Raw genomic sequence first — 19,557 nt, 5'->3', positions numbered from 1 at the left:
TCAAGATATTTCCTTTTGACAAAAAACGAGAAACTAACTATACTTATGCTTGCATTAAAGTCTGTACGAATTCAAACATAAAATTTCATACTCTATATCTTATCGAGAGTGGCGGAGGGATAGGCCCGATGAAGCCCGGCAACCGATTTGTATACAGCGCGATTAGCGTTATGTACAAATGTCATGGTGCTAATTCCTACAATGACGCAAGGTTTGTGGTCGTTGGCAGATGAGAAGGCATTGTCTAAATAAACACACAGAGCCTCTTGCGATCTGCATCGATCGTCGGAGGTTTTTTTGTATGGAATAAGTGAAATATAAAGGGGGCGACGAGCGTTGATTAATTTAAAAGGAATAACAAAGGTATATGGAAAAGGCAACCATGCGGCTACAGCACTTTCCGGATTGAATTTATCTATCGAAAAAGGTGAAATATTCGGAGTCATTGGCCATTCTGGAGCGGGGAAAAGTACATTGATCCGTTGCATTAATCTGTTGGAGCGTCCGACAGAAGGGGAAGTTTGGGTAGATGGCATTGAACTAACCAAGCTTACTCAAGGCCAGCTGCAGGAACAGCGGCGCAAAATTGGGATGATTTTTCAACATTTCAATCTGCTATCTTCTGCGACGGTGTACGATAACATTGCTTTTCCTCTGCGACTCATAGGTACCTCGAGAGCAGATATTGATACTAAAGTGAAAGATTTGCTTGCCTTAGTGGGGCTTGAAGAACACCGGGATAAATATCCCTCCCAATTATCAGGAGGACAAAAGCAACGGGTTGGCATCGCACGGGCACTTGCCAGCGACCCTGATGTGCTGTTGTGTGACGAAGCAACCTCTGCGCTTGACCCACAAACGACAGACTCTATTCTTAAGCTATTGCTCGATATTAATAAACGATTCCATCTGACCATTGTGCTGATCACACACGAAATGCATGTGATTCAGAGCATCTGTGACCGTGTTGCGGTCATTCATGGTGGTGGTATCGTTGAGCAAGGTAAAGTTACGGAGGTATTCCTGAAGCCGCAGCATGAGGTCACTCGCGATTTCATTCGCAGTGAATCACAGAATGAGGGCCCCCTTCGTATGGCGCTTGACGCTGCTGCTGGGGACAACTCTCAGGCCGTCAAAATTACTTTTTTCGGAGAGAAGACCTACGGTTCTGCACTTTCCAATGTAGTACGTGAGACGGGTGTAAGCTTTGCCATTCTGCATGGTACCATCTCAACGATTAAAGATGTACCTTATGGACAAATGATCGTTCGATTCGAAGGGCCGGCTGAAGCGATCGCTGTGACGATATCCGAACTAACCGCTCAAGGCCTTGAAGTGGAGGTGATTTCGTAATGAATTTCGCAGATTTAAACTGGCAAGAAATGATGGATGCTACAGTTGCAACTCTGAAAATGATAGTATTTTCCGGATTGTTCACAATTATTCTCGGTTTACCACTCGGAATTCTATTGTATTTATGCGAAAGATCGAATAGTATTGTAATCAGAGTAATTTACTCGGTCTTATCATTACTTGTAAATATCCTACGTTCCGTACCGTTTATTATTTTGATGGTGGCTTTAATTCCTATTACCAAAGAAATTGTCGGAACTTCTATCGGTGTCCTTGGAACGATACCGCCACTTGTAATTGGAGCAGCTCCATTCTTTGCTCGATTGGTGGAGACGGCGCTAAGGGAAGTGGATCGCGGAGTAATCGAAGCGGCGCAAGGAATGGGAGCATCAACGAATCAGATCGTTATGCGCGTTCTTTTGCCAGAGGCTCGTCCAGGTCTGCTCGCTGGAGTTACGATCACACTTGTCACACTGGTCTCCTATACTGCAATGGCTGGCCAAGTTGGGGGCGGCGGACTTGGTGATCTAGCGATTCGTTACGGTTATCTCCGCTATGAGACGGAAATTATGATTATTTCCATAACGTTTATTGTAATACTGGTGCAATTGCTGCAAATGGTCGGTGATCGACTCGTAAAATATTACACACGGAAATAAGGTACATCCACATATAGTCTTATTCATACAAATACCAAAGAAAAGAAGGGGATTTAAAATGAAAAAATTGCTACTTACTTTTTTTAGTCTGACACTGGTTGTGGTGCTAGCTGCTTGCGGCAATAACAATAATGCTTCTAACTCAGCTGCCACTAATGCACCAGTTAAAGGTACTGCAACTGAGACAACTACAGAACCAGTGAAATTGGTAGTCGGTGCTTCACCTGTTCCACACGCTGAGATTCTAAAAGCTATTGCTCCATTGCTTGAAGCGCAAGGAATTACTCTTGAAATTAAAGAATTCACTGACTATATTCAACCGAACGTACAGCTTGATGAGAAGCAGCTAGATGCTAACTTCTTCCAACACCAACCTTATCTTGATGACCAAAATAAAAATAATAAAACAGACCTGATCTCCGTTGCATCTGTTCACGTTGAGCCTTTTGGAGCTTATTCCAAAAAAATAAAATCGATCGATGAGTTGGCTGACGGTGCGAAAGTTGCCATTCCGAACGATGCTACTAACGGTGGTCGTGCGCTAATCCTACTAGCGAAAAATGGTCTGATTACATTGAAAGATGATACAAACATTGCTTCAACGAAAGCAGATATCATTGAAAACAAGAAAAATATTAAAATCATTGAGTTGGAAGCGGCTATGCTCCCACGTCAACTAGATGAGGTAGACCTTGCTTTGATCAACACCAACTTTGCACTAGACGCTGGTCTTGTGCCAACCAAAGATGCTTTGTTCATCGAGGGTACAGATTCCCCTTATGCTAACATCCTGGTAGCTCGCCCTGACAATAAAGATTCCGATGCAATCAAAAAGCTGGTAGCTGCTCTGAATTCTCCAGAAGCTAAAGCTTTTATTGAAGAGAAGTACGAAGGTGCGATCATTCCAGCATTTTAAGTAGTGAAGCTTATCTAATCGCTAATTACAGCATAGAACCCGCATGCCATTAGGCTGCGGGTTCTATGCTGTATGTTGTGGGAAGAGGTTAAATCCTCTATAATAAGAAAATCCCGATCTCCTGAAGAGGGGATCGGGAATGATATTGAATGGGATTAGAATACTTGCATAACTTCTTGCACGCCTTCTACTTCTTCAAGAAGGGCGCGTTCAATCCCGGCTTTCAAGGTGATCGTGGAGCTTGGGCAGCTGCCGCAGGCACCCATAAGTTTCAACTTAACGATGCCGTCTTCTACATCGACCAGTTCAACGTCGCCGCCATCGCGCTGCAGGAACGGACGAAGTTTATCCAGCACTTCTAATACTTCATCATACATTTCGGTGCTTTGTGCATTCTCACTCATTTCTCAATCACTCCTTTCGTAAGTTCATTATAGTACAAAAAGTTAAAAAATAAAATGGTTAGGCGGAATAGGGAGATCATCATGAGACCAATTATTGAATTTTGTGCCAGTAACATGGGACACGGAACAGATAAGCTAATGCATAAGCTGGAAGAAAATCCAGATTACGATGTGATCGAATACGGATGCCTGAACAATTGTGGGGAATGTTATTTAACTCCGTTTGCCATGGTTGAAGGGGACATCGTTGCGGCAGATACTGTTGACGAGCTAGAAGAGAAAATTAATGCTAAAATCAAAGAGCTAGAGGCTTGGTTCAATATAGACCTTGACTAAATGCTTTTTGTGGAAAATAAAGGGCTGCTCTTTTCCATTATTAATACGGAAAAGAGCAGCCCTTAGGTTTATCCTAAAGTGCGTTTTGACATCCAGAGCACCCCGCTCTTAAGGATACGGGGAACCCGTCCTTTGACGGAGCGTTGGCCCATCAGACCAAATCCAGCTTTCTTGCCTAGTGAGCCTAAGGTACCCTTCAGACGAATAGAATGAAGCTTAGGAGTCTCACCGCGCCACATGGCTTGTATTACCTGAGCAACCTGCTCACCTTGCGCTCCTGCTGCTTGTGCGCTTGGAGCGAATGGCAGGCTGGCGCAGTCGCCAATTACATACACTTCTGGATAATCAGGTATACGATAATACTCATCCAGTATGATCCGTCCTCCGCGATCCTTCGGGACTGTTAATTCCTGAACAACCTTTACGGGTTGAATCCCTGCGGTCCATACCGTAACATCTGAAAGAATTTCCTCTGCACCGTTAAAAAGCGCATCTTTCTCTACATGGGATACAGAGACACGTCCAAGTGTCTGTACTTGATGGTGGTGAAACCATTCCTCCACATACTGTGACAGCTTCGCAGGAAAGGCAGACAAGACACGTTCACCACGATCCAGAATAGAAATATTAAGATCTGGTCGGCTCTCCCGAAGCTCTGCCGCCAATTCCACTCCACTTAGTCCACCGCCAACAATGTTTATTGTTCCATAGGGCTTCACATCGTTTAAGCGTTGATAAGTTTCGCGTGTTCCTGCAAAGGTCTGGATACTGCAAGTATATTGATCAGCTCCAGGGATGTTATGGTAATTGTCGGTACAGCCTAACGCAATGGCTAGTATGTCGTAAGACACAGTCTCGTCAGGCTCCATTGTAACGATTCTACTCTCCAAATCAATGAAACTCACCTCACCGTAACGGATAGTGAGACGGGGATGAACCGGAAACTGGATCCGCAAGTGATAGTCAGTTACTGTACCTGCGGCAAGCGCATAATATTCCGTTTTGATTCCTTGATAAGGCATTCGGTCAATTAAGATAATTTCAATATCCTGAGGAAGGTGATTATTGAGCAATTCTTGAATTAGGGCCAAGCCGCCATAGCCGCCGCCCAGAACGAGTAGTGTTCTCATGCTGACCGAACTTCCTTTCCAATATAGGATAACGGATCTAGGTAGTCTTTTATTCGTATACCTTTATCGCATTGTAGAACGTGTCGCGTTCTACTGGAATTCGTCCAGCACCTTTCACTAACCAGATCAATTCATCGCGAGTGAGGCCTTCAGGTGTTAAGGCACCAGCCGCATGGCTAATGCGTTCTTTAAGAATAGTACCATGTACGTCAGAAGCACCGAAGTTCAGTGCAACTTGAGTAAGCTGAGGACCGATATTAATAAAGTAGGCTTTGATGTGATCGAAATTATCCAGCATCAATCTGCTGATCGCAATCGTCTTCAGATCCTCATAAGCGGAGTTGCGGCGCATAATCCCTGCATTCTTGTTCTTAGGCTGCATAGATAATGGAATGAATACCATAAAGCCATTGGTTTCATCCTGTAGATCGCGGATCTGCATCATGTGCCGGATACGATCTTCATGAGATTCAATCGAGCCGTAGAGCATAGTTGTATGTGTCTTCATGCCAAGCTGATGTGCTGTTCGGTGAACTTCCAGATATTCTTCCACATTAGCCTTATCTACACGCATTTTTTTACGGTATTGATCGGATAATATTTCTGCGCCACCACCAGTAAGCGTCTTAAGTCCTGCAGCACGCAGCTGCTCCAGTACCTCACGAATACTCAATCCGCTAATTCGGGTGAAAAAATCGATTTCGGCTGCAGTGTATGCTTTTAAGGTTACCTCAGGGAAACGTTCATTCAAGGCTTTTAAAGAATCCACATAATACTGGAAAGGAACCTTGTCATTATGACCGCCGACGATATGGAATTCGCGCACACCTGGATGAATATGCTGTTCGACATATTGCACCATTTCCTGACCGGAAAGGGTATAAGCACCCTCTTCTCCATCATCTTTGCGGAAATTGCAGAATGCGCAGTGAGATTCGCAAACATTGGTGAAATATAAACTCATGTTTTCGATAAAATATACCCTGTTGTTGTTCTTTGCGAGATTGACTTCATTTGCTAGCTGGCCAATCGTAAGTAGGTCGTTACTTTGATATAAATAAACGCCATCTTCTAAATTCAATCTTTCGCCGCCGCGAACTTTTTCAATAATGTTCATCATTCGGGCGTCTGTTTGGGGGGTGAAAAGAGTAGACATATAATAAATTCCTCCTGAAAGTTTTACGGGGTCCATTGCCCGCAGATAATTCCCAGACTTACCCAGACGGTAGCTGTTCATTCATGATCATAAAGCGGAGGTTTAGCCTCCGTGACAAATTTCCGAATTTTTACTTATGTTTGCCTTCCTTATTATAAACCTCTCTTATAAGGGGATCAACAGCTGGATATGGATGGTTTATTTTGGTGGGGCAGGTTAAGCATAAGGCAGTTGTGACTTGAGGGTAATGGAATAGTCGGTTATACTAAGTTTATTAAGTATATATTTTTAAGAAAGTAACTTTTGACCGTAAGGTCTCTTAAACATAAGTTTTTCTTTAGAAGGAAGTCTAATTTATAGGAGGATATGATCATGATTAATATTAGCGAAAAGGCAGCAGAACAATTAAAGGCGATGCTTGCTGAACAAGAAGTGCCGAACATGTTCCTCCGTATTGGAGTAACGCCTGGCGGTTGCAGCGGATTCTCATATGCTATGGGCTTTGATGATAATGAAAGCGATCAGGACGTATATATGGACATCCAAGGAATGAAGGTTGTCGTGGAGAAAGAGAATCTTCGTTACCTGGATGGTCTCGAAATTGATTTTGAAGAATCCGGCATGACGGGCGGCTTCACCATTAATAACCCGAACGCTACTGCAACATGCGGCTGTGGCTCAAGCTTCCGTACAGCTACGGATGCAGGGAAACCGAACGAAGAGCCTTGCTAATCGCGATGTTACGCCTCCAAGCCCCATGTTGAGTTCTACAACACGGGCTTGGAGGCTTTTTTTATTCTCAATGACAAAAGTCATCACAAGGAGCTATGAGCATGCTAATTAGGAAATTAAACGCAGAAGAACAACCTCCCTTGCATTTGTTGTTATTAGCAGATCCTTCCCTAAGTCTTGTTGAAGCGTATTTAAAAAGAGGGCAATGTTTTGTAGCTGAAGTGGAGAATTGCATTATAGGTGTCTATGTTTTGCTACAAACGAGGCCTGAGACAGTGGAGCTAGTGAATATAGCCGTTGATGAGAATCAGCAAAGTAAAGGGATAGGAAAGCAGTTGGTCTATCATGCGATTCAGAATGCGAGATTACTTGGTGCGAAGACGATTGAAGTGGGTACGGGAAATTCTAGTGTAGGACAACTGGCTCTTTATCAGAAATGTGGATTTAGAATTACCGGAATCGATAGAGACTTTTTTATCAGACATTATAGTGAAGAGATTGTTGAAAATGGGATCAAAGTAGTGGATATGATCCGTCTTTCGCTAGATATATAGATATATGAGTGATATACAAACAGAAGCCCTCTGATGGAATTCCTCGAGAGGGCTTTTGTTTGTTCAAATATAAGAAAGTATAGGTTTCACGTTATACATTATCCTTATATTTCTCGCAAAACGCATACCGTCCTTAAGGGACGTTGAAGGCGTTTTTGCTTCCTGCGTACAATTAGGCTGGAATAATAAACTTGTAATTAATCATAAACACGATGAGCGCCGCGGCTCCAAGAGAAAAGGCAATACAGCCAGCACCCAGTGCTCTGCGTCTGTCTTTAATGAATTTAAAGCCAATAGCGCAGATCAGTATAGTTGTTCCAGCCAATACGATGGACATCCCAAGCATGGCCACCCAATATAAAACCTCGAAAAACTGTGCCATTCCGAGCCCTCCCCTCGCTTTTTTTAACGAGCCTCTAATTCATTATTATATAGTAGGAATTGAAAATGTAACCGCTATTAATAATACAATGATTTTGAAGATTATTCTAGTTATAGTGAACTCATCCATTGCGATTTAGATGTCGAATGTTCAGGGATGAGGTTCTACAAAATCTGCAATCTAACCCAGCGATGTTGATAATGTTGTCGATACAAGCTCTAAGCCCTTTTTGCTAAGAGCTTCTTCCTACACGGACAATCATACAAGAGGGCGGGACCTTTTCTGAGTAATGTATAGGGTAGGCTGGAATGTGAAAGGAGGGAAAGGACAATGTCAGGAAGACAATTGGCTAGCAAATGGTTGAAGACAGAAGCATTGCTCAGTGACGCGAGGGTTTCCCATTATATACCAATGACGAGGGTGTATTCGGCTGACTCACTGTTAGCCATGCTCCGGAGATATGGAAATGTTGTTATTAAACCAATAGTTGGCGGTGGAGGCTACGGTGTAATTAAAGTGTTTCGGGATAATCGGGGTTATGGATTTACTTATATGGACAGAACTCGAATTTACAAGGACTTCAGATCTATGAGACGAGCGCTTCATTTCGTCAAGGTTAGACGTAAATATTTGATCCAACAGGGAATTTCTCTCGCCCGAATTGGTGGGCGTCCTATTGATTATCGGGTTAAAGTAGTGAGAAATGGTGGAGTTTGGGAGTTTCGCTCTATGGTGGGAAGATTGGCTCGGCCCGGCCTGTTCGTAACTAATTTATGCAAAGGAGGCACGATGCTTTCTTGTCGAGAAGGGCTTCGCAGATCGTTGCCCCGAATTAAAGCTTCAGCGAAGAAAGCAGAAATGCGCAGGCTAACGCTCGTATGTATCGAACTGATGGAGCGGCATTTCCCGGGAATAGGCGAACTGGGTTTTGATTACGCTGTGGATTATTCAGGTAAAATATGGATTCTGGAGGTTAATACAAGGCCTCAGTAAATTAACAAAAATTTTAGAATTGACGATAATAGAGTAGTAAGATAAAATTGCGTTTAGTTGCGTTCTTTTGGGGTGAATTATATTGTGATTTATTTACAATAAAAATATATTTTTAGCTGTATACAAGTGGTTCAATCCTGTGTATAACTATTATCCCCATATTCCACTGTGCAGTTATCACCTTTGTAACGCTTACGCACATATTATACACAGGATTTCCACATGTACTTGTGGATAACGCGAACGCTTGTTCGAAAAATGATAGTTTGATATGATAGATTCAGATCCAAATACAGGAAAGGTAGATGAACGTTATGGTTGAATTGTCCGATGAGATGCTTCTAGACTCTTACCATAGAGCGATAGAACTGCAACTAGAGCATGATTTCATCGCTCTTCTACTCGTTGAGATTCGCAAACGAAACTTACACTCTCCAGTTCATGCGGTTCTTCATTAAAAGAGCGCAAAGTATCCCTTTGTAGCAGGCTACATATAAATAAACCGCGAGTCACAAACATAAAAGGGTATCCTGATAGGCTGGTATTGATAGGCCTGTCAGAATACCCTTTTTTATTGTGGTAGATAGAATTAGAGTTTCATATTACTACTGTGTCCTGGTGAAAGCTTGGCTTCCGGATCGATGTAGACTTTTGCGTTATTCACAGCCGTTGGGGCTTCGCCGAATCCTACAGCAATTAGCTTCAGCTTACCTGGATATGTGGTGATATCACCGGCTGCAAAGATTCCCGGAATACTCGTTTCCATACGTGAGTCAACGACAATGGAGTTTCCTTCAATATCGATACCCCACTCTGCAATGGGTCCCAGAGAGGAAATAAATCCGAAATTGACGATTACACTGTCGACTTCGATTTCTTGTGTTTCCTTGGTCTTTATATGGGATAAAGTAACCTTAGTAATAAACTCGTCACCATGCAGTTCTGTAATTTCAGTAGGTGTAATTACGTTAACTTTGGAAGCCATCAGATTCTCTACGCTGTGCTCATGCGCACGGAATTTATCCCGGCGGTGAATCAGGGTTACTTGCTCCGCGATCGGTTCCAGCATTAGTGCCCAGTCTACTGCGGAATCTCCACCACCGCTAATCAGAACTTTTTTATCTTTAAAGGCATTTAAATCATTTACAAAATAATGAAGGTTAGCTTTTTCAAACCGTCCTGCGTCTGGCAGTTCTAAACGGCGAGGTTCAAAAGCGCCTACGCCAGCTGTAATGATAATAGCTTTACTGTGATATTCTGCTACATCGGTTGTAACTACAAAATGGCGTTCGTCCCGTTTCTGAACAGAAATTACTTTCTCCTCCAGCCGGATATTCGATTGGAACATATCCATTTGCCGTGTCAGGTTGTCAACCAATTCTTGTGCAGTTACTTTTGGAAAACCTGCTACATCATAAATGTATTTTTCAGGATAAAGTGCAGCAAGTTGTCCTCCCAATTGGGGCATACTTTCAATAAGTGTTACTGATGCCTGACGCATCCCACCGTAAAATGCGGCAAACATGCCAGCTGGACCGCCACCTATGATTAAAAGGTCGCTCATAGGAACGCCGGATTGCTCTTGTGTCACGGGATATTACACCTCCGAGTTGATATATTCATTTTGCCATACTTGTATTCTTTCTTATTATAAACACTGTGACACATACCTGCAAAGAAAGACTTTAGAACACGATAAGAATGTGACGTTTTTTAGTATTTTAATGTTTGATTAATAGTACACTAAGGTTTACAATGGATATGGTCAATTTAGAAATCCTTTAAGTTTGATTGGAATTTCTTCTAATTATAAGTGTATAAATTCACAAAAAGGACCGTACATTGTTTCAATAAAAAATACAAAGACAGATTTACCTCTTGGAAGGAGCCGGAACATGAGTAGTATTCCCAAAATCGTAATCTTAGGCGCGGGCTATGGGGGTATTTTGACCGCACAGCGCTTACAGAAGGCTTTGAATTATAATGAAGCGGATGTCACGCTTGTAAACCGTCACGAGTACCACTATTTTACTACCCATCTACATATGCCTGCTGCGGGTACAGATAGTATTGAACACACTCGGGTGTCTATTTCTAAACTAATCGATGAATTCAAGATCGATCTCGTTAAGTCATCTGTTCAGGAAATTCGTACCCAGCAGAAAAAGATTATTTTGGAGGATGGTACTCTTTCGTATGACTATCTTGTCATTGCTTTGGGCGGAGAGCCTGAAACATTCGGTATTCCAGGACTTGATAAATACGCACTGACGATCCGGAGCATCAACTCCGTTCGTTTGATTCGTGAACATATTGAGTATCAATTTGCCAAATATAAGAACGAGAACAATGCTCAGGAGCATATCAATTTCGTAGTCGGTGGTGCCGGCTTTAGCGGAATTGAGTTTGTGGCCGAATTAGCTGACCGCATCCCTGGTTTGTGCAAAGAGTTTGACGTTGATCCAAGCATGGTAAACATATATAACATAGAAGCTGCTCCAACAGCTCTGCCAGGATTTGCTCCTGAACTTGTTGAGTATGCGATGAACCTGCTCACTAAGAAGGGTGTTACATTCAAGATGGGCGTTGCGATCAAGGAATGTCTTCCAAACGGTGTAATTCTGGCATCAGGCGAAGAGATTAAGGCTTCTACAATTGTCTGGACAGGCGGAATTCGGGGAAATCGTCTGATTGAAGCTGCAGGATTTGAAGCTATGCGTGGACGTGTAAAAGTAGATGAATACTTACGTGCACCAGGCCAAGACAATATCTTCATTATTGGAGACGGCTCCTTGATGATTAACCCGGAAGGGCGTCCTTACCCGCCAACGGCACAAATTGCTATGCAACAGGGAGAGTGCTGTGCTCATAATTTGGTGGCTGCAATCCGTAATCAACAACCAAAGAAATTCGCATTCAGCAATAAAGGAACAGTAGCTTCTCTAGGTAAAGGTCAAGGGATTGCTGTAGTTGGCAGCAAAACTTACAAGGGCTGGACTGCAGCTCAATTGAAAAAAGTTGTGGATATGCGCTATTTGTTCATTATCGGTGGGATTCCGCTGGTTCTGAAAAAAGGAAGATTCTTATAAGATGCGTCACTGCAGCGTGCAGGTGCGTGGATTGCTGACCCGAGAAGAATTGGACCGGTATAACGGACTGATTGAGGTTGGATCTTATCTGGAGGATCAGAATCAGTACGATCTAGCGTATGTTGTTCAAAAAGAAATTGATCTGCTAATTCTCCCTGGCATTGAACGCTTAAAGGAAAAAGGGCGAGCGCGTGACCGGGCTACAGCTGAATATTTAGAAAGTCTGCGTGATGATGAAGATGACAGCGAAGAGGATGAGGAAGCAGGGTTATAGCATTTTAAAAGGGTGATTCTCCATAAAGATCTGGAGAATCACCCTTTTTGTTATTACTATTACAATTTAAGCATTTCCTCGAAAGAATCCTCAGTCAGCAGGTTGCCGACATAGAAAGGTCCGAATTCGCCGTAGCGAGCACTGACTTCGTCAAAGCGCATTTCGTAGACCAACTTCTTGAATTGCAGCGGATCTTCAGCGAACAGAGTTACGCCCCATTCCCAATCATCAAAACCTACGGAGCCGGTGATAATCTGCTTCACCTTACCAGCATAACCACGCCCGATTAATCCGTGAGAAGCCATCAGCTCCCGACGTTTATCCATATCAAGCATATACCAGTTATCGGCGAGCTCGCGTTTCTTGTTCATTGGATAGAAGCAAATATGCTTCGCTTGCGGCAAAACAGGTTTTAGACGTGCGATAACATGTGGATTCTGCATAGGATCACTGCCGTCGCTGCCCCCCGCAAGGTAATTGCTTAATTCAACAATACTTACGTAGGAATAGGCTTTAGTTGTATATTGAGCAAAAGCGATTTTGTTAAAGGCCGTCTCAAGCTGGTTAAGATCTTCCAAGCTTTCGCGCAAGAACATCATTACGAAATCGGCCTTCTGGCCAATGATGGAATATACCGCGGAGCTGCCTTGTTTGGCTTCTTCGACAGGACTCCATTCTTGCATAAAAGCGTGTAATTCTTCCAGAGCAACGGCACGTTCTTCATCATCTGCTGCCGTCCATGCGGTCCAGTTCAGTGAGCGGAAGTCATGCAATGCATACCAGCCTTCCAGTGTCATAGCTGCTTCGTTCATGATCTCACTCCTTAAAAGTTTTACGAAGCATAGGCTCCGCTTGAAACAACTTCGCGTAAAACTTGCATCGGAAGCATACGCTTTGTTTTACGAAGCATAGGCTCCGCTTGAAATAACATCGCGTAAAACTTGCATCGGAAGCATACGCTTTGTTTTACGAAGCATAGGCTCCGCTTGAAATAACGTCGCGTAAAACTAGCTACGAAGCTCCTGCATCATAGACTATGTATGATTTATTAATCTATATGCATTGTATCGCAATCAAGTTGCTTAGAGCAAATGATGACATTCCGTTGTAAGAGTATTAGACCTAATTTTGAATAAAGTTCATTGCTTCGTGACATTTTTTCTAGTAAACTTACTACTAGTTCGTATAAGATGTGCGCTTCTTTATAGAAAGGGGTAGTGACGGTAAGATGGGGTTTATTCCAGTGTTTATCCTAACCGTTTTATTCTTTGTGATGATGTTTGGTATTGGATTTATTCTTAACATGTTAATGAAGACAACCTGGTTTCCCGCTTATCTATTCGTACTTATTATTCTGCCCGTCGTAGTCTATTCTATTTGGGATAGAAGCGCGATGTCGCTCTGGGAGCATCTTTCCAGTTTCCACTTTGTTGATTACTTAACTGGTGTCGCTGGTCTTGCAGGTGCTATATTGAGTGGATGGACCATTCAAAAACTGCGCTTTGGCGGTTACAAGATGTTTTAAAGATTTAATTGGAAGACCTGCGGCTCTGATGTGAGAGTCGTTTTTTTTGAACATATAAACTTACTACGCTAAGAATCAATTTTGAAATTCAGCGAGAAACGGAACCTTCCTCTCTCAGAGGACAGCGAAGCCGTTTCTTCTTGTTTAATAGAGGTAGATATTCGTAAGAAAAAGCTGATTATATGCGAAAAGAGTCGGAATTGGTAGTTTATTTACATTTCCGGCGACGTTTTTTATGATAGAATAGAATCCTGTATGAATTCGTGAAAACAAGGGGGTATCCGTAGATGCGCATGAGTAACTTACATCATTTCACCGAACATCATCGGTACTGCGTTTCCCGCGAATTTGGTCTTAGTGTTATAGATGGACGTATGCTTAGCTCTGTGTATCAGCCTATGGTAGGAGCTTTTGCAATCAGTTTCTATCGCTTGCTGGTTGAACATGTGCCAGCAGATAGCATTGGCTATTCTGGAGTGGAGCAACAGCGCAGGTTATTTATGACGCTAGGCGTTGAACCGAATGAGAAAGGCCGCAAATATTTAATAGATCAGGCTTCCCGGTTAGAAGCGGTAGGTCTGCTACAGACCTGTCGAATCTATGTACCGGAAACTGACGATTACTTATATGAATATGAGCTTATGCCGCCGCTATCGCCAGCTGACTTTTTTGCAACTCAGCATTTGACGTTGCTGTTACGCGATAAAATCGGCAAATTTGCTGTGCTGTCCTTACGGGAACAATTCTGGAATCGAGAGCCAGAAGAGTGGAGTCGCAGATCCATTGGCAAAGAGAATATCTCCGTGCCTTTTTATGATATTTTTCAACTTAATACACATGTCATTGATTATGAACTGGAGCAGGCACTTGCAGAAGTAGCCACTGTACGTCAGCCTGGCATGCGTGAATCTGGAGAACAAGCGATTGGATATAGTGATATTATTTTGCGTTTTCCAAGGGAGTCCGTGAACCGGGCTCATGTAGAAAAACTGCGTTTTGACCATACTCAAATGGGCGTTATTAACTATGTAGCTCATAAGTATGAACTCAGTCCACAGGATTTATGTCGTCTGCTGGATGAGGATGGCGTGTTCTCACCGGAAGGCGAAGTAATACTGGATGCACTGCAATATAAAGCGAGCCAGCATTTCAGGCAGGATATGAAACGACAAGAAAAGCGTGAAATTGCTGCTGCTAAGGTTGTTTCCATTCGTTCCAGTGCCTCTGAAGAGAATGATGATTCTATAGCACCACCGGAGCAATCTGTAGAGATGGAGTATTATGTAGAAGTACCACCACAATTTTTGTCCAAATGTGACATTCACCAATATAATATGATGCTGCGGAACGAACCTTATACGCGGCTGCTTCAAACCTTTTTCCCAGGTGCAGTACCCAGTCATTTGATGGATATGTTCGAGAAAATAGATTTGAACTATAAGCTAAGCGGTGAAGTAATCAATGTACTTATTCATTATTTAATGACTATGGTAGCCTCAGGTGGAGAACAGCGAATGAACCGCAATTTTGTGGAGGCTATCGCTTCCAATATGCTGGTTAAACAGGTGAACACCTACGAAAAGGCTGTGAAATATATCAGGGATCAGTCCAAAGTGAAAGGCAAGGGAGCCACAACTAACACGGCGGCAGGATCTCGATCACGTTCATATGCCAAAAATACCGGCCGATCCGCTAAACCGGAAATCCCGATTGTGCTGGACGATGGAAGTGCCGGAACGGTATCGGAAGAAGAATTCGCGGCGATGATGAAGAAAGCGGCAGAAATTAAAGCCAACAAGAAAAAAGGCGTTTCCCAAGCGCCGTAATGAAAGAGAGGTGGAACTATGGAGTCTATGGGCGATGTGCTTCGTTCGATCAACAATCCAACTCTACGGCAGCGTCAACGCGATCTTGAACAGGAATTATTCAATCATCCACTTGTGAAGGCATTACAGTCTGAACATCCTGAGCTGGACGATTCGCGTCTGCGGCTTCATATGAGCCGCCTGTATCAATATGTAGAGGAAAGCCGTCACTGTGCGAACTGTCCGGGTCTAGAGAAATGTCCGAATGATTTCCCTGGTCACTTTAGCAAACTTACGGTCGAGAGCGTGAATGGTTCGGCGGACTTATATGAACGCAAGACGGCATGCCGACTTAAAGTGGCACAGGATAATCAGGATAGCATCCGCAAACGTATCCGTAGCTTTTATGTTGACGAGCGTGTGCTTAATGGCGGTTATGATGAAATAGATATTATGGGTAAGGATCCACGTCGGGTCTCAGCGGTTAATAAAATATTTGATTATATCACGAGCGTTAAAGAAGATGGTCTGAACTCGCGCGGGATTTATGTACATGGGACTTTCGGAACAGGCAAAACGTTTCTGATGTGTTACTTGCTTCATGAGCTTGCTGTTGCCGGCTATACTGGAGTTATCGTATATATGCCAGATTTTATCGAGGATTTGAAGTCAATCATGATGGATGGTCAGAAGATGAAGGAAACCGTGGATACGATGAAAAACTGTGATTTACTTATTTTTGATGATATTGGTGCGGAGAACTTGAATCCATGGGCTCGTGATCATGTGCTTGGTGCGATTCTGAATTATCGGATGAACCGTAAGCCAACCTTCTATACCTCGAATTATCCGCTTGATGGCTTGGAGAAACATCTTAGCTTTACAAGCAAGGATGGCGAGGAGATTTATAAAGGCCAACGTTTGATGGATCGTATTGCTCCTTTTGTGGATGTTATTCCACTGCATGGGGAGAATCAACGGGGGACGATTAGATGAACTTGAAATATTCATAACCGTAACATTCAAAAGAGCAGCGATTCTCCTTTTACTGGAGAATCGCTGCTCTCTGTTTTTTCTTATTTACTCTCAAAAAAAGAAGCCACCCCCTAAGTAGCATTCACTACTTTTGAGACGGCCTCTGTTTATATTGCGATGATTCCCTTACTCCGAAATGAACTTAATGATAACCATGCCGAAAAAGACAACGGTCATAAATGCAGTCATTCCGAAAAATCCATTCATTAAATCGCCTAGATCATTGCGGGGTTCTTCGTTGATATGTTCTCGTGGGTCCCGTACTTGCGCGTTGACATCCATAGCTTCTGCCTCCTTACAGGGACAATGCCTGTATTGTTAAGATGCAAATTGAGTTGACCATTATGAAATAAGTCATTGACATTTAATGCGCTTTCTTAGAGTATACCGAAAGGCTGGGGAGATTGTAAAGAAAAGAGTAACGTAAATAAAATTAGTTTGAGAGCAATATAATTGTATGTGATATATAACATATCCCTTAAAGATATGTTATACTGGAATTGTGTCGGTAATTGGTAATTTGGTTATCATATTACATGAAACAATTTATTAACTTATATTTTCGGAGCAGCTTCCATAAACTAAGCTTTGTTTTAGAATGGAGTAATGTTTCGTAAAACTTTAGAGGAGGAACAATATCATGGCTATCGTGAACGTGTCTGACCAAACCTTCAGTAACGAAGTGGAAGGTCAAGGTACTGTAGTAGTAGACTTCTGGGCTCCTTGGTGTGGTCCTTGTAAGATGATTGCTCCAATCTTGGACGAATTGTCCGCAGAGCTGGGAGACAGCGTGAAGATTGCAAAATTGAATGTGGATGAGAATCCGGAAACGGCTTCCCGTTTTGGCGTTATGAGTATCCCAACTCTGATCTTCTTCAAAGACGGTCAACCGGTAGATAAAGTTGTGGGATTGAACTCCAAAGAATCCCTGAAAAATATCGTAGCTAAACATCAATAATTGTTAAATGCTACTGTTCGGGCCTCGGCCCTGCCGCTCAGCGCCTTCGGTTCATTCCGGAGGCGTTTTGTGTGCTGAATACCAATTAATTATGGGTCCAATTTAGCTGGAGGGGATCATTTTGGACAACATCCGCAACAAACTGGCTCTATTACCCGACCTGCCCGGGTGCTATCTGATGAAGAATGAAGAAGGCACCATTATTTATGTGGGTAAAGCCAAGGTACTTAAGAACCGGGTTCGCTCTTATTTTACAGGCAGTCATAATGGTAAAACCCAGCGACTTGTCGCTAATATTGCTGATTTCGAATATATTGTTACGTCCAGTAACATGGAAGCGCTCATTCTTGAGTGCAATCTGATTAAGAAGCATATGCCGCGTTATAACGTACTTCTGAAGGACGATAAGACATTTCCTTATATCAAAATAACGAATGAAACTCACCCTCGGCTTGAAGTCACACGCCGGGTGATTAAAGATAAAGCAAAATATTTCGGCCCTTATCCTAATGGTTATGCTGCACAGCAAACGAAAAAGCTCCTTGATCGTATGTATCCGCTCCGTAAATGTGGCGTAATGCCAAAGGAGGTCTGTCTTTACTATCACATGGGCCAATGCTTGGCGCCGTGTGAGAAGGAAGTGCAGAAATCCGAGTACGAGCAGATTACGCAAGATATCGCTGCTTTTCTGAGCGGAGGTCATGATGCGGTTAAGAAGGATCTACAGCAGAAGATGCAGGAAGCTGCTGAGGAATTATATTTTGAACGGGCGAAGGAACTGCGGGATCAGATTATCCATATTGATGCATTGATGGAGAAACAAAAGATTAACACCACAGATACTAAGGATCGAGACGTATTTGGTTATGCTGTAGACAAGGGGTGGATGTGTGTACAGATTCTGTACATGAGACAAGGGAAGATGATTCAGCGCCACTCTTCTGTCTTTCCGTTCTATGGGGAAGCCTACAGTGACTTTATGTCTTATGTGACGCAGTATTACAGTGATAATCCTGCCCTGCCGCAGGAGATTCTTCTGCCGGATGTGCTTGACGAGGAAGCAGTGGTTGATAAAGAAGCTAAACCGGCGATTGTCATTGCTGCTCCAGCCGAAGAAGATCTACAGAAGGGGGAAGATACCCCAGAATCGCCTGAAGAAGCTGAGGCACGTGAAATGGCCGCTGCGGAAGCATCGGCAGCAGGTGTCGTTGATGCTGCAGGTGGCGCTACTATTCTACAGGAGTGGCTCGGCACCAAAGTGCTAGTGCCACAGCGTGGCCTCAAGAAGCAGATGGTCGGTATGGCCTGCCAAAATGCCACAGTCGCAATCGACGAGAAGTTCCGGCTTATTGAACGGGATGAAGTACGTACCTCTGGTGCTGCAATGAGCTTAGGCGAGAGCTTAGGTCTTGAACGCTTAAGCCGGATCGAAGCGTTCGATAACTCGAATATTCAAGGGACTAATCCGGTCTCTGCGATGGTTGTCTTCATTGATGGCAAGCCCGCACGAAAAGAGTATCGTAAATATAAGGTTCGTACGGTAGTGGGTGCGGATGATTATGGAACGATGCGCGAGGTCATCAGGCGGCGGTATGAACGGGTGCTGAAAGAGAACCTGCCGATACCAGATCTTATCGTAGTCGATGGTGGTAAAGGACAGATATCCTCAGCTATTGATATTCTGGAGAACGAGCTGGGGCTATTCATCCCGGTTTGCGGTCTCGTTAAGGATGATAAGCATAAGACGGCTCAGCTTTTGGTTGGAGATCCGCCAGAGCCTGTCGCTCTGGCTCGGGATAGTCAGGAATTTTACTTGTTGCAGCGAATTCAGGATGAGGTGCATAGATTCGCTATCACCTTCCACCGTGAACAACGTGGAAAGTCTATGGTTACTTCTAAACTGGACGCCATACCAGGTATAGGCGAAAAGCGGCGCAAGGCACTGCTTAAGCATTTCGGATCGCTAAAGAAAATTAAAGAAGCCTCCATAGAGGATTTCAAATCACTTTCTATTGGCGAAAAGCTGGCTAGTCAAATTCTTGAGGCGCTCAAGGATGAAGAGCCGGCGACATAGGCATTCGAAATGCTGGAAAGATGCATACGCGTAAATATAAAAAAAGGTGTCATAGCAGTTTTGAACTGTGACCGTATTTGTGGAAAGTTTAAAAAAGAAGACCTTTAAGAAGCGGTTAATAGGTGACTCCTGAATTCATCGGGAGTCATCTTTTTTAATGCCCATTGATATCGCTCGGAGTT

The 19,557-nt window shown here is 43.3% G+C and carries 22 protein-coding genes and 1 riboswitch; of the genes, 15 read left to right on the top strand and 7 right to left on the bottom strand.

Going from position 1 to position 19,557, the window contains the following annotated elements:
- The first annotated feature begins 96 nt into the window (after nucleotides 1–96).
- Nucleotides 97–236, top strand: a riboswitch (SAM riboswitch).
- A 100-nt stretch (nucleotides 237–336) separates the two neighbouring features.
- From L1028_RS22170 to L1028_RS22160, 3 genes are read left to right on the top strand one after another with little or no spacing between them, the layout of a single operon-like run.
- A complete protein-coding gene (locus tag L1028_RS22170) occupies nucleotides 337–1,353 on the top strand; it encodes a methionine ABC transporter ATP-binding protein (protein WP_234539759.1) in 1,017 nt (338 codons plus the stop codon).
- On the top strand, nucleotides 1,353–2,012 hold the full coding sequence (locus L1028_RS22165; protein ID WP_234539756.1) for a methionine ABC transporter permease: 660 nt from the start codon (nucleotides 1,353–1,355) through the stop codon (nucleotides 2,010–2,012). The genes L1028_RS22170 and L1028_RS22165 overlap by 1 nt, the downstream gene beginning before the upstream one ends.
- A 58-nt stretch (nucleotides 2,013–2,070) precedes the next feature.
- Nucleotides 2,071–2,928 carry a MetQ/NlpA family ABC transporter substrate-binding protein gene (locus L1028_RS22160; RefSeq protein ID WP_234539754.1) on the top strand — a complete coding sequence of 286 codons (858 nt, stop codon included), beginning with the start codon at nucleotides 2,071–2,073 and terminating at the stop codon, nucleotides 2,926–2,928.
- A 155-nt stretch (nucleotides 2,929–3,083) separates the two neighbouring features.
- On the opposite strand, the gene L1028_RS22155 is transcribed toward L1028_RS22160, so the two are convergent.
- Nucleotides 3,084–3,332 (bottom strand): NifU family protein, encoded by a 249-nt coding sequence (locus L1028_RS22155; protein ID WP_042130899.1) that lies wholly within the window; start codon nucleotides 3,330–3,332, stop codon nucleotides 3,084–3,086.
- Nucleotides 3,333–3,413: 81 nt separating this feature from the next.
- On the opposite strand from L1028_RS22155, the gene L1028_RS22150 reads away from it, so the two are divergent.
- On the top strand, nucleotides 3,414–3,668 hold the full coding sequence (locus L1028_RS22150) for a YuzB family protein (protein WP_234539752.1): 255 nt from the start codon (nucleotides 3,414–3,416) through the stop codon (nucleotides 3,666–3,668).
- Nucleotides 3,669–3,736: 68 nt separating this feature from the next.
- Here L1028_RS22150 and L1028_RS22145 read toward each other — a convergent pair whose 3' ends face one another.
- Together L1028_RS22145 and mqnE are read right to left on the bottom strand one after the other, a co-directional pair.
- The gene (locus tag L1028_RS22145; RefSeq protein WP_234539749.1) at nucleotides 3,737–4,798 is read right to left on the bottom strand and encodes an NAD(P)/FAD-dependent oxidoreductase; all 1,062 of its coding nucleotides are present in this window, start codon (nucleotides 4,796–4,798) and stop codon (nucleotides 3,737–3,739) included.
- Nucleotides 4,799–4,847: 49 nt separating this feature from the next.
- Nucleotides 4,848–5,954 (bottom strand): aminofutalosine synthase MqnE, encoded by a 1,107-nt coding sequence (mqnE, locus tag L1028_RS22140; protein ID WP_076285245.1) that lies wholly within the window; start codon nucleotides 5,952–5,954, stop codon nucleotides 4,848–4,850.
- A 372-nt stretch (nucleotides 5,955–6,326) separates the two neighbouring features.
- Between mqnE and L1028_RS22135 the strand changes: the two genes are divergently transcribed.
- On the top strand, nucleotides 6,327–6,686 hold the full coding sequence (locus L1028_RS22135; protein WP_234539746.1) for a HesB/IscA family protein: 360 nt from the start codon (nucleotides 6,327–6,329) through the stop codon (nucleotides 6,684–6,686).
- A gap of 101 nt (nucleotides 6,687–6,787) precedes the next feature.
- Nucleotides 6,788–7,240: a GNAT family N-acetyltransferase gene (locus L1028_RS22130; protein ID WP_234539744.1), complete on the top strand. Its 453-nt coding sequence runs from the start codon at nucleotides 6,788–6,790 to the stop codon at nucleotides 7,238–7,240.
- Between the two features lie 172 nt (nucleotides 7,241–7,412).
- Here L1028_RS22130 and L1028_RS22125 read toward each other — a convergent pair whose 3' ends face one another.
- Complete coding sequence (locus L1028_RS22125) at nucleotides 7,413–7,622, bottom strand: hypothetical protein (protein ID WP_042130893.1); 210 nt, start codon at nucleotides 7,620–7,622, stop codon at nucleotides 7,413–7,415.
- A gap of 330 nt (nucleotides 7,623–7,952) precedes the next feature.
- Here L1028_RS22125 and L1028_RS22120 point away from each other — a divergent pair, with 330 nt between their 5' ends.
- Entirely contained in the window at nucleotides 7,953–8,615 is a 663-nt protein-coding gene (locus L1028_RS22120) for a YheC/YheD family protein (RefSeq protein ID WP_234539742.1), read from the top strand.
- A 314-nt stretch (nucleotides 8,616–8,929) separates the two neighbouring features.
- On the top strand, nucleotides 8,930–9,073 hold the full coding sequence (sda, locus tag L1028_RS22115; RefSeq protein WP_036685584.1) for a sporulation histidine kinase inhibitor Sda: 144 nt from the start codon (nucleotides 8,930–8,932) through the stop codon (nucleotides 9,071–9,073).
- Nucleotides 9,074–9,204: 131 nt separating this feature from the next.
- Here the strand turns inward: sda and L1028_RS22110 are convergent, their stop codons facing one another.
- On the bottom strand, nucleotides 9,205–10,179 hold the full coding sequence (locus L1028_RS22110; RefSeq protein ID WP_234539856.1) for an NAD(P)/FAD-dependent oxidoreductase: 975 nt from the start codon (nucleotides 10,177–10,179) through the stop codon (nucleotides 9,205–9,207).
- Between the two features lie 331 nt (nucleotides 10,180–10,510).
- On the opposite strand from L1028_RS22110, the gene L1028_RS22105 reads away from it, so the two are divergent.
- Together L1028_RS22105 and L1028_RS22100 are read left to right on the top strand one after the other, a co-directional pair.
- Entirely contained in the window at nucleotides 10,511–11,704 is a 1,194-nt protein-coding gene (locus L1028_RS22105) for an NAD(P)/FAD-dependent oxidoreductase (RefSeq protein WP_042130890.1), read from the top strand.
- A gap of 1 nt (nucleotide 11,705) precedes the next feature.
- Nucleotides 11,706–11,978 carry a hypothetical protein gene (locus L1028_RS22100; protein WP_234539741.1) on the top strand — a complete coding sequence of 91 codons (273 nt, stop codon included), beginning with the start codon at nucleotides 11,706–11,708 and terminating at the stop codon, nucleotides 11,976–11,978.
- Nucleotides 11,979–12,037: 59 nt separating this feature from the next.
- On the opposite strand, the gene hemQ is transcribed toward L1028_RS22100, so the two are convergent.
- A complete protein-coding gene (hemQ, locus tag L1028_RS22095) occupies nucleotides 12,038–12,790 on the bottom strand; it encodes a hydrogen peroxide-dependent heme synthase (protein ID WP_234539739.1) in 753 nt (250 codons plus the stop codon).
- A gap of 416 nt (nucleotides 12,791–13,206) precedes the next feature.
- On the opposite strand from hemQ, the gene L1028_RS22090 reads away from it, so the two are divergent.
- The 3 genes from L1028_RS22090 to dnaI all read left to right on the top strand — a co-directional run bounded on the left by L1028_RS22090 (nucleotide 13,207) and on the right by dnaI (nucleotide 16,304).
- Nucleotides 13,207–13,503 (top strand): YuiB family protein, encoded by a 297-nt coding sequence (locus tag L1028_RS22090; protein ID WP_042130887.1) that lies wholly within the window; start codon nucleotides 13,207–13,209, stop codon nucleotides 13,501–13,503.
- 287 nt (nucleotides 13,504–13,790) lie between these two features.
- A complete protein-coding gene (locus L1028_RS22085) occupies nucleotides 13,791–15,329 on the top strand; it encodes a replication initiation and membrane attachment family protein (protein ID WP_060625553.1) in 1,539 nt (512 codons plus the stop codon).
- Between the two features lie 18 nt (nucleotides 15,330–15,347).
- The gene (gene dnaI / locus L1028_RS22080) at nucleotides 15,348–16,304 is read left to right on the top strand and encodes a primosomal protein DnaI (RefSeq protein WP_234539736.1); all 957 of its coding nucleotides are present in this window, start codon (nucleotides 15,348–15,350) and stop codon (nucleotides 16,302–16,304) included.
- A 165-nt stretch (nucleotides 16,305–16,469) separates the two neighbouring features.
- Here dnaI and L1028_RS22075 read toward each other — a convergent pair whose 3' ends face one another.
- Nucleotides 16,470–16,625 (bottom strand): YqzM family protein, encoded by a 156-nt coding sequence (locus L1028_RS22075; protein WP_094871648.1) that lies wholly within the window; start codon nucleotides 16,623–16,625, stop codon nucleotides 16,470–16,472.
- A gap of 358 nt (nucleotides 16,626–16,983) precedes the next feature.
- Here L1028_RS22075 and trxA point away from each other — a divergent pair, with 358 nt between their 5' ends.
- Both trxA and uvrC read left to right on the top strand, forming a co-directional pair.
- Entirely contained in the window at nucleotides 16,984–17,301 is a 318-nt protein-coding gene (trxA, locus tag L1028_RS22070; protein ID WP_042130884.1) for a thioredoxin, read from the top strand.
- 121 nt (nucleotides 17,302–17,422) lie between these two features.
- Complete coding sequence (gene uvrC / locus L1028_RS22065; protein WP_279306903.1) at nucleotides 17,423–19,375, top strand: excinuclease ABC subunit UvrC; 1,953 nt, start codon at nucleotides 17,423–17,425, stop codon at nucleotides 19,373–19,375.
- Nucleotides 19,376–19,557: the final 182 nt, after the last annotated feature.

This window comes from Paenibacillus pseudetheri (genome assembly GCF_924513355.1).
Taxonomy (GTDB): Bacteria; Bacillota; Bacilli; order Paenibacillales; family Paenibacillaceae; genus Paenibacillus_AQ; species Paenibacillus_AQ pseudetheri.
Note: the sequence above shows the minus strand (reverse complement) of the source record. Positions and strands in the feature narration are given on the sequence as shown.

What these genes read in the sequence shown, in the direction of transcription:
- L1028_RS22090 (WP_042130887.1), top strand. Translation starts at nt 13,207, where the DNA reads ATGGGGTTTATTCCAGTGTTTATCCTAACCGTTTTATTCTTTGTGATG.
- hemQ (WP_234539739.1), bottom strand. Translation starts at nt 12,790, where the DNA reads ATGAACGAAGCAGCTATGACACTGGAAGGCTGGTATGCATTGCATGAC.
- L1028_RS22110 (WP_234539856.1), bottom strand. Translation starts at nt 10,179, where the DNA reads ATGAGCGACCTTTTAATCATAGGTGGCGGTCCAGCTGGCATGTTTGCC.
- sda (WP_036685584.1), top strand. Translation starts at nt 8,930, where the DNA reads ATGGTTGAATTGTCCGATGAGATGCTTCTAGACTCTTACCATAGAGCG.
- L1028_RS22150 (WP_234539752.1), top strand. Translation starts at nt 3,414, where the DNA reads ATGAGACCAATTATTGAATTTTGTGCCAGTAACATGGGACACGGAACA.
- L1028_RS22085 (WP_060625553.1), top strand. Translation starts at nt 13,791, where the DNA reads ATGCGCATGAGTAACTTACATCATTTCACCGAACATCATCGGTACTGC.
- L1028_RS22120 (WP_234539742.1), top strand. Translation starts at nt 7,953, where the DNA reads ATGTCAGGAAGACAATTGGCTAGCAAATGGTTGAAGACAGAAGCATTG.
- dnaI (WP_234539736.1), top strand. Translation starts at nt 15,348, where the DNA reads ATGGAGTCTATGGGCGATGTGCTTCGTTCGATCAACAATCCAACTCTA.
- L1028_RS22155 (WP_042130899.1), bottom strand. Translation starts at nt 3,332, where the DNA reads ATGAGTGAGAATGCACAAAGCACCGAAATGTATGATGAAGTATTAGAA.
- L1028_RS22145 (WP_234539749.1), bottom strand. Translation starts at nt 4,798, where the DNA reads ATGAGAACACTACTCGTTCTGGGCGGCGGCTATGGCGGCTTGGCCCTA.
- L1028_RS22130 (WP_234539744.1), top strand. Translation starts at nt 6,788, where the DNA reads ATGCTAATTAGGAAATTAAACGCAGAAGAACAACCTCCCTTGCATTTG.
- L1028_RS22100 (WP_234539741.1), top strand. Translation starts at nt 11,706, where the DNA reads ATGCGTCACTGCAGCGTGCAGGTGCGTGGATTGCTGACCCGAGAAGAA.
- trxA (WP_042130884.1), top strand. Translation starts at nt 16,984, where the DNA reads ATGGCTATCGTGAACGTGTCTGACCAAACCTTCAGTAACGAAGTGGAA.
- L1028_RS22160 (WP_234539754.1), top strand. Translation starts at nt 2,071, where the DNA reads ATGAAAAAATTGCTACTTACTTTTTTTAGTCTGACACTGGTTGTGGTG.
- mqnE (WP_076285245.1), bottom strand. Translation starts at nt 5,954, where the DNA reads ATGTCTACTCTTTTCACCCCCCAAACAGACGCCCGAATGATGAACATT.
- L1028_RS22105 (WP_042130890.1), top strand. Translation starts at nt 10,511, where the DNA reads ATGAGTAGTATTCCCAAAATCGTAATCTTAGGCGCGGGCTATGGGGGT.
- L1028_RS22075 (WP_094871648.1), bottom strand. Translation starts at nt 16,625, where the DNA reads ATGGATGTCAACGCGCAAGTACGGGACCCACGAGAACATATCAACGAA.
- L1028_RS22135 (WP_234539746.1), top strand. Translation starts at nt 6,327, where the DNA reads ATGATTAATATTAGCGAAAAGGCAGCAGAACAATTAAAGGCGATGCTT.
- L1028_RS22165 (WP_234539756.1), top strand. Translation starts at nt 1,353, where the DNA reads ATGAATTTCGCAGATTTAAACTGGCAAGAAATGATGGATGCTACAGTT.
- L1028_RS22125 (WP_042130893.1), bottom strand. Translation starts at nt 7,622, where the DNA reads ATGGCACAGTTTTTCGAGGTTTTATATTGGGTGGCCATGCTTGGGATG.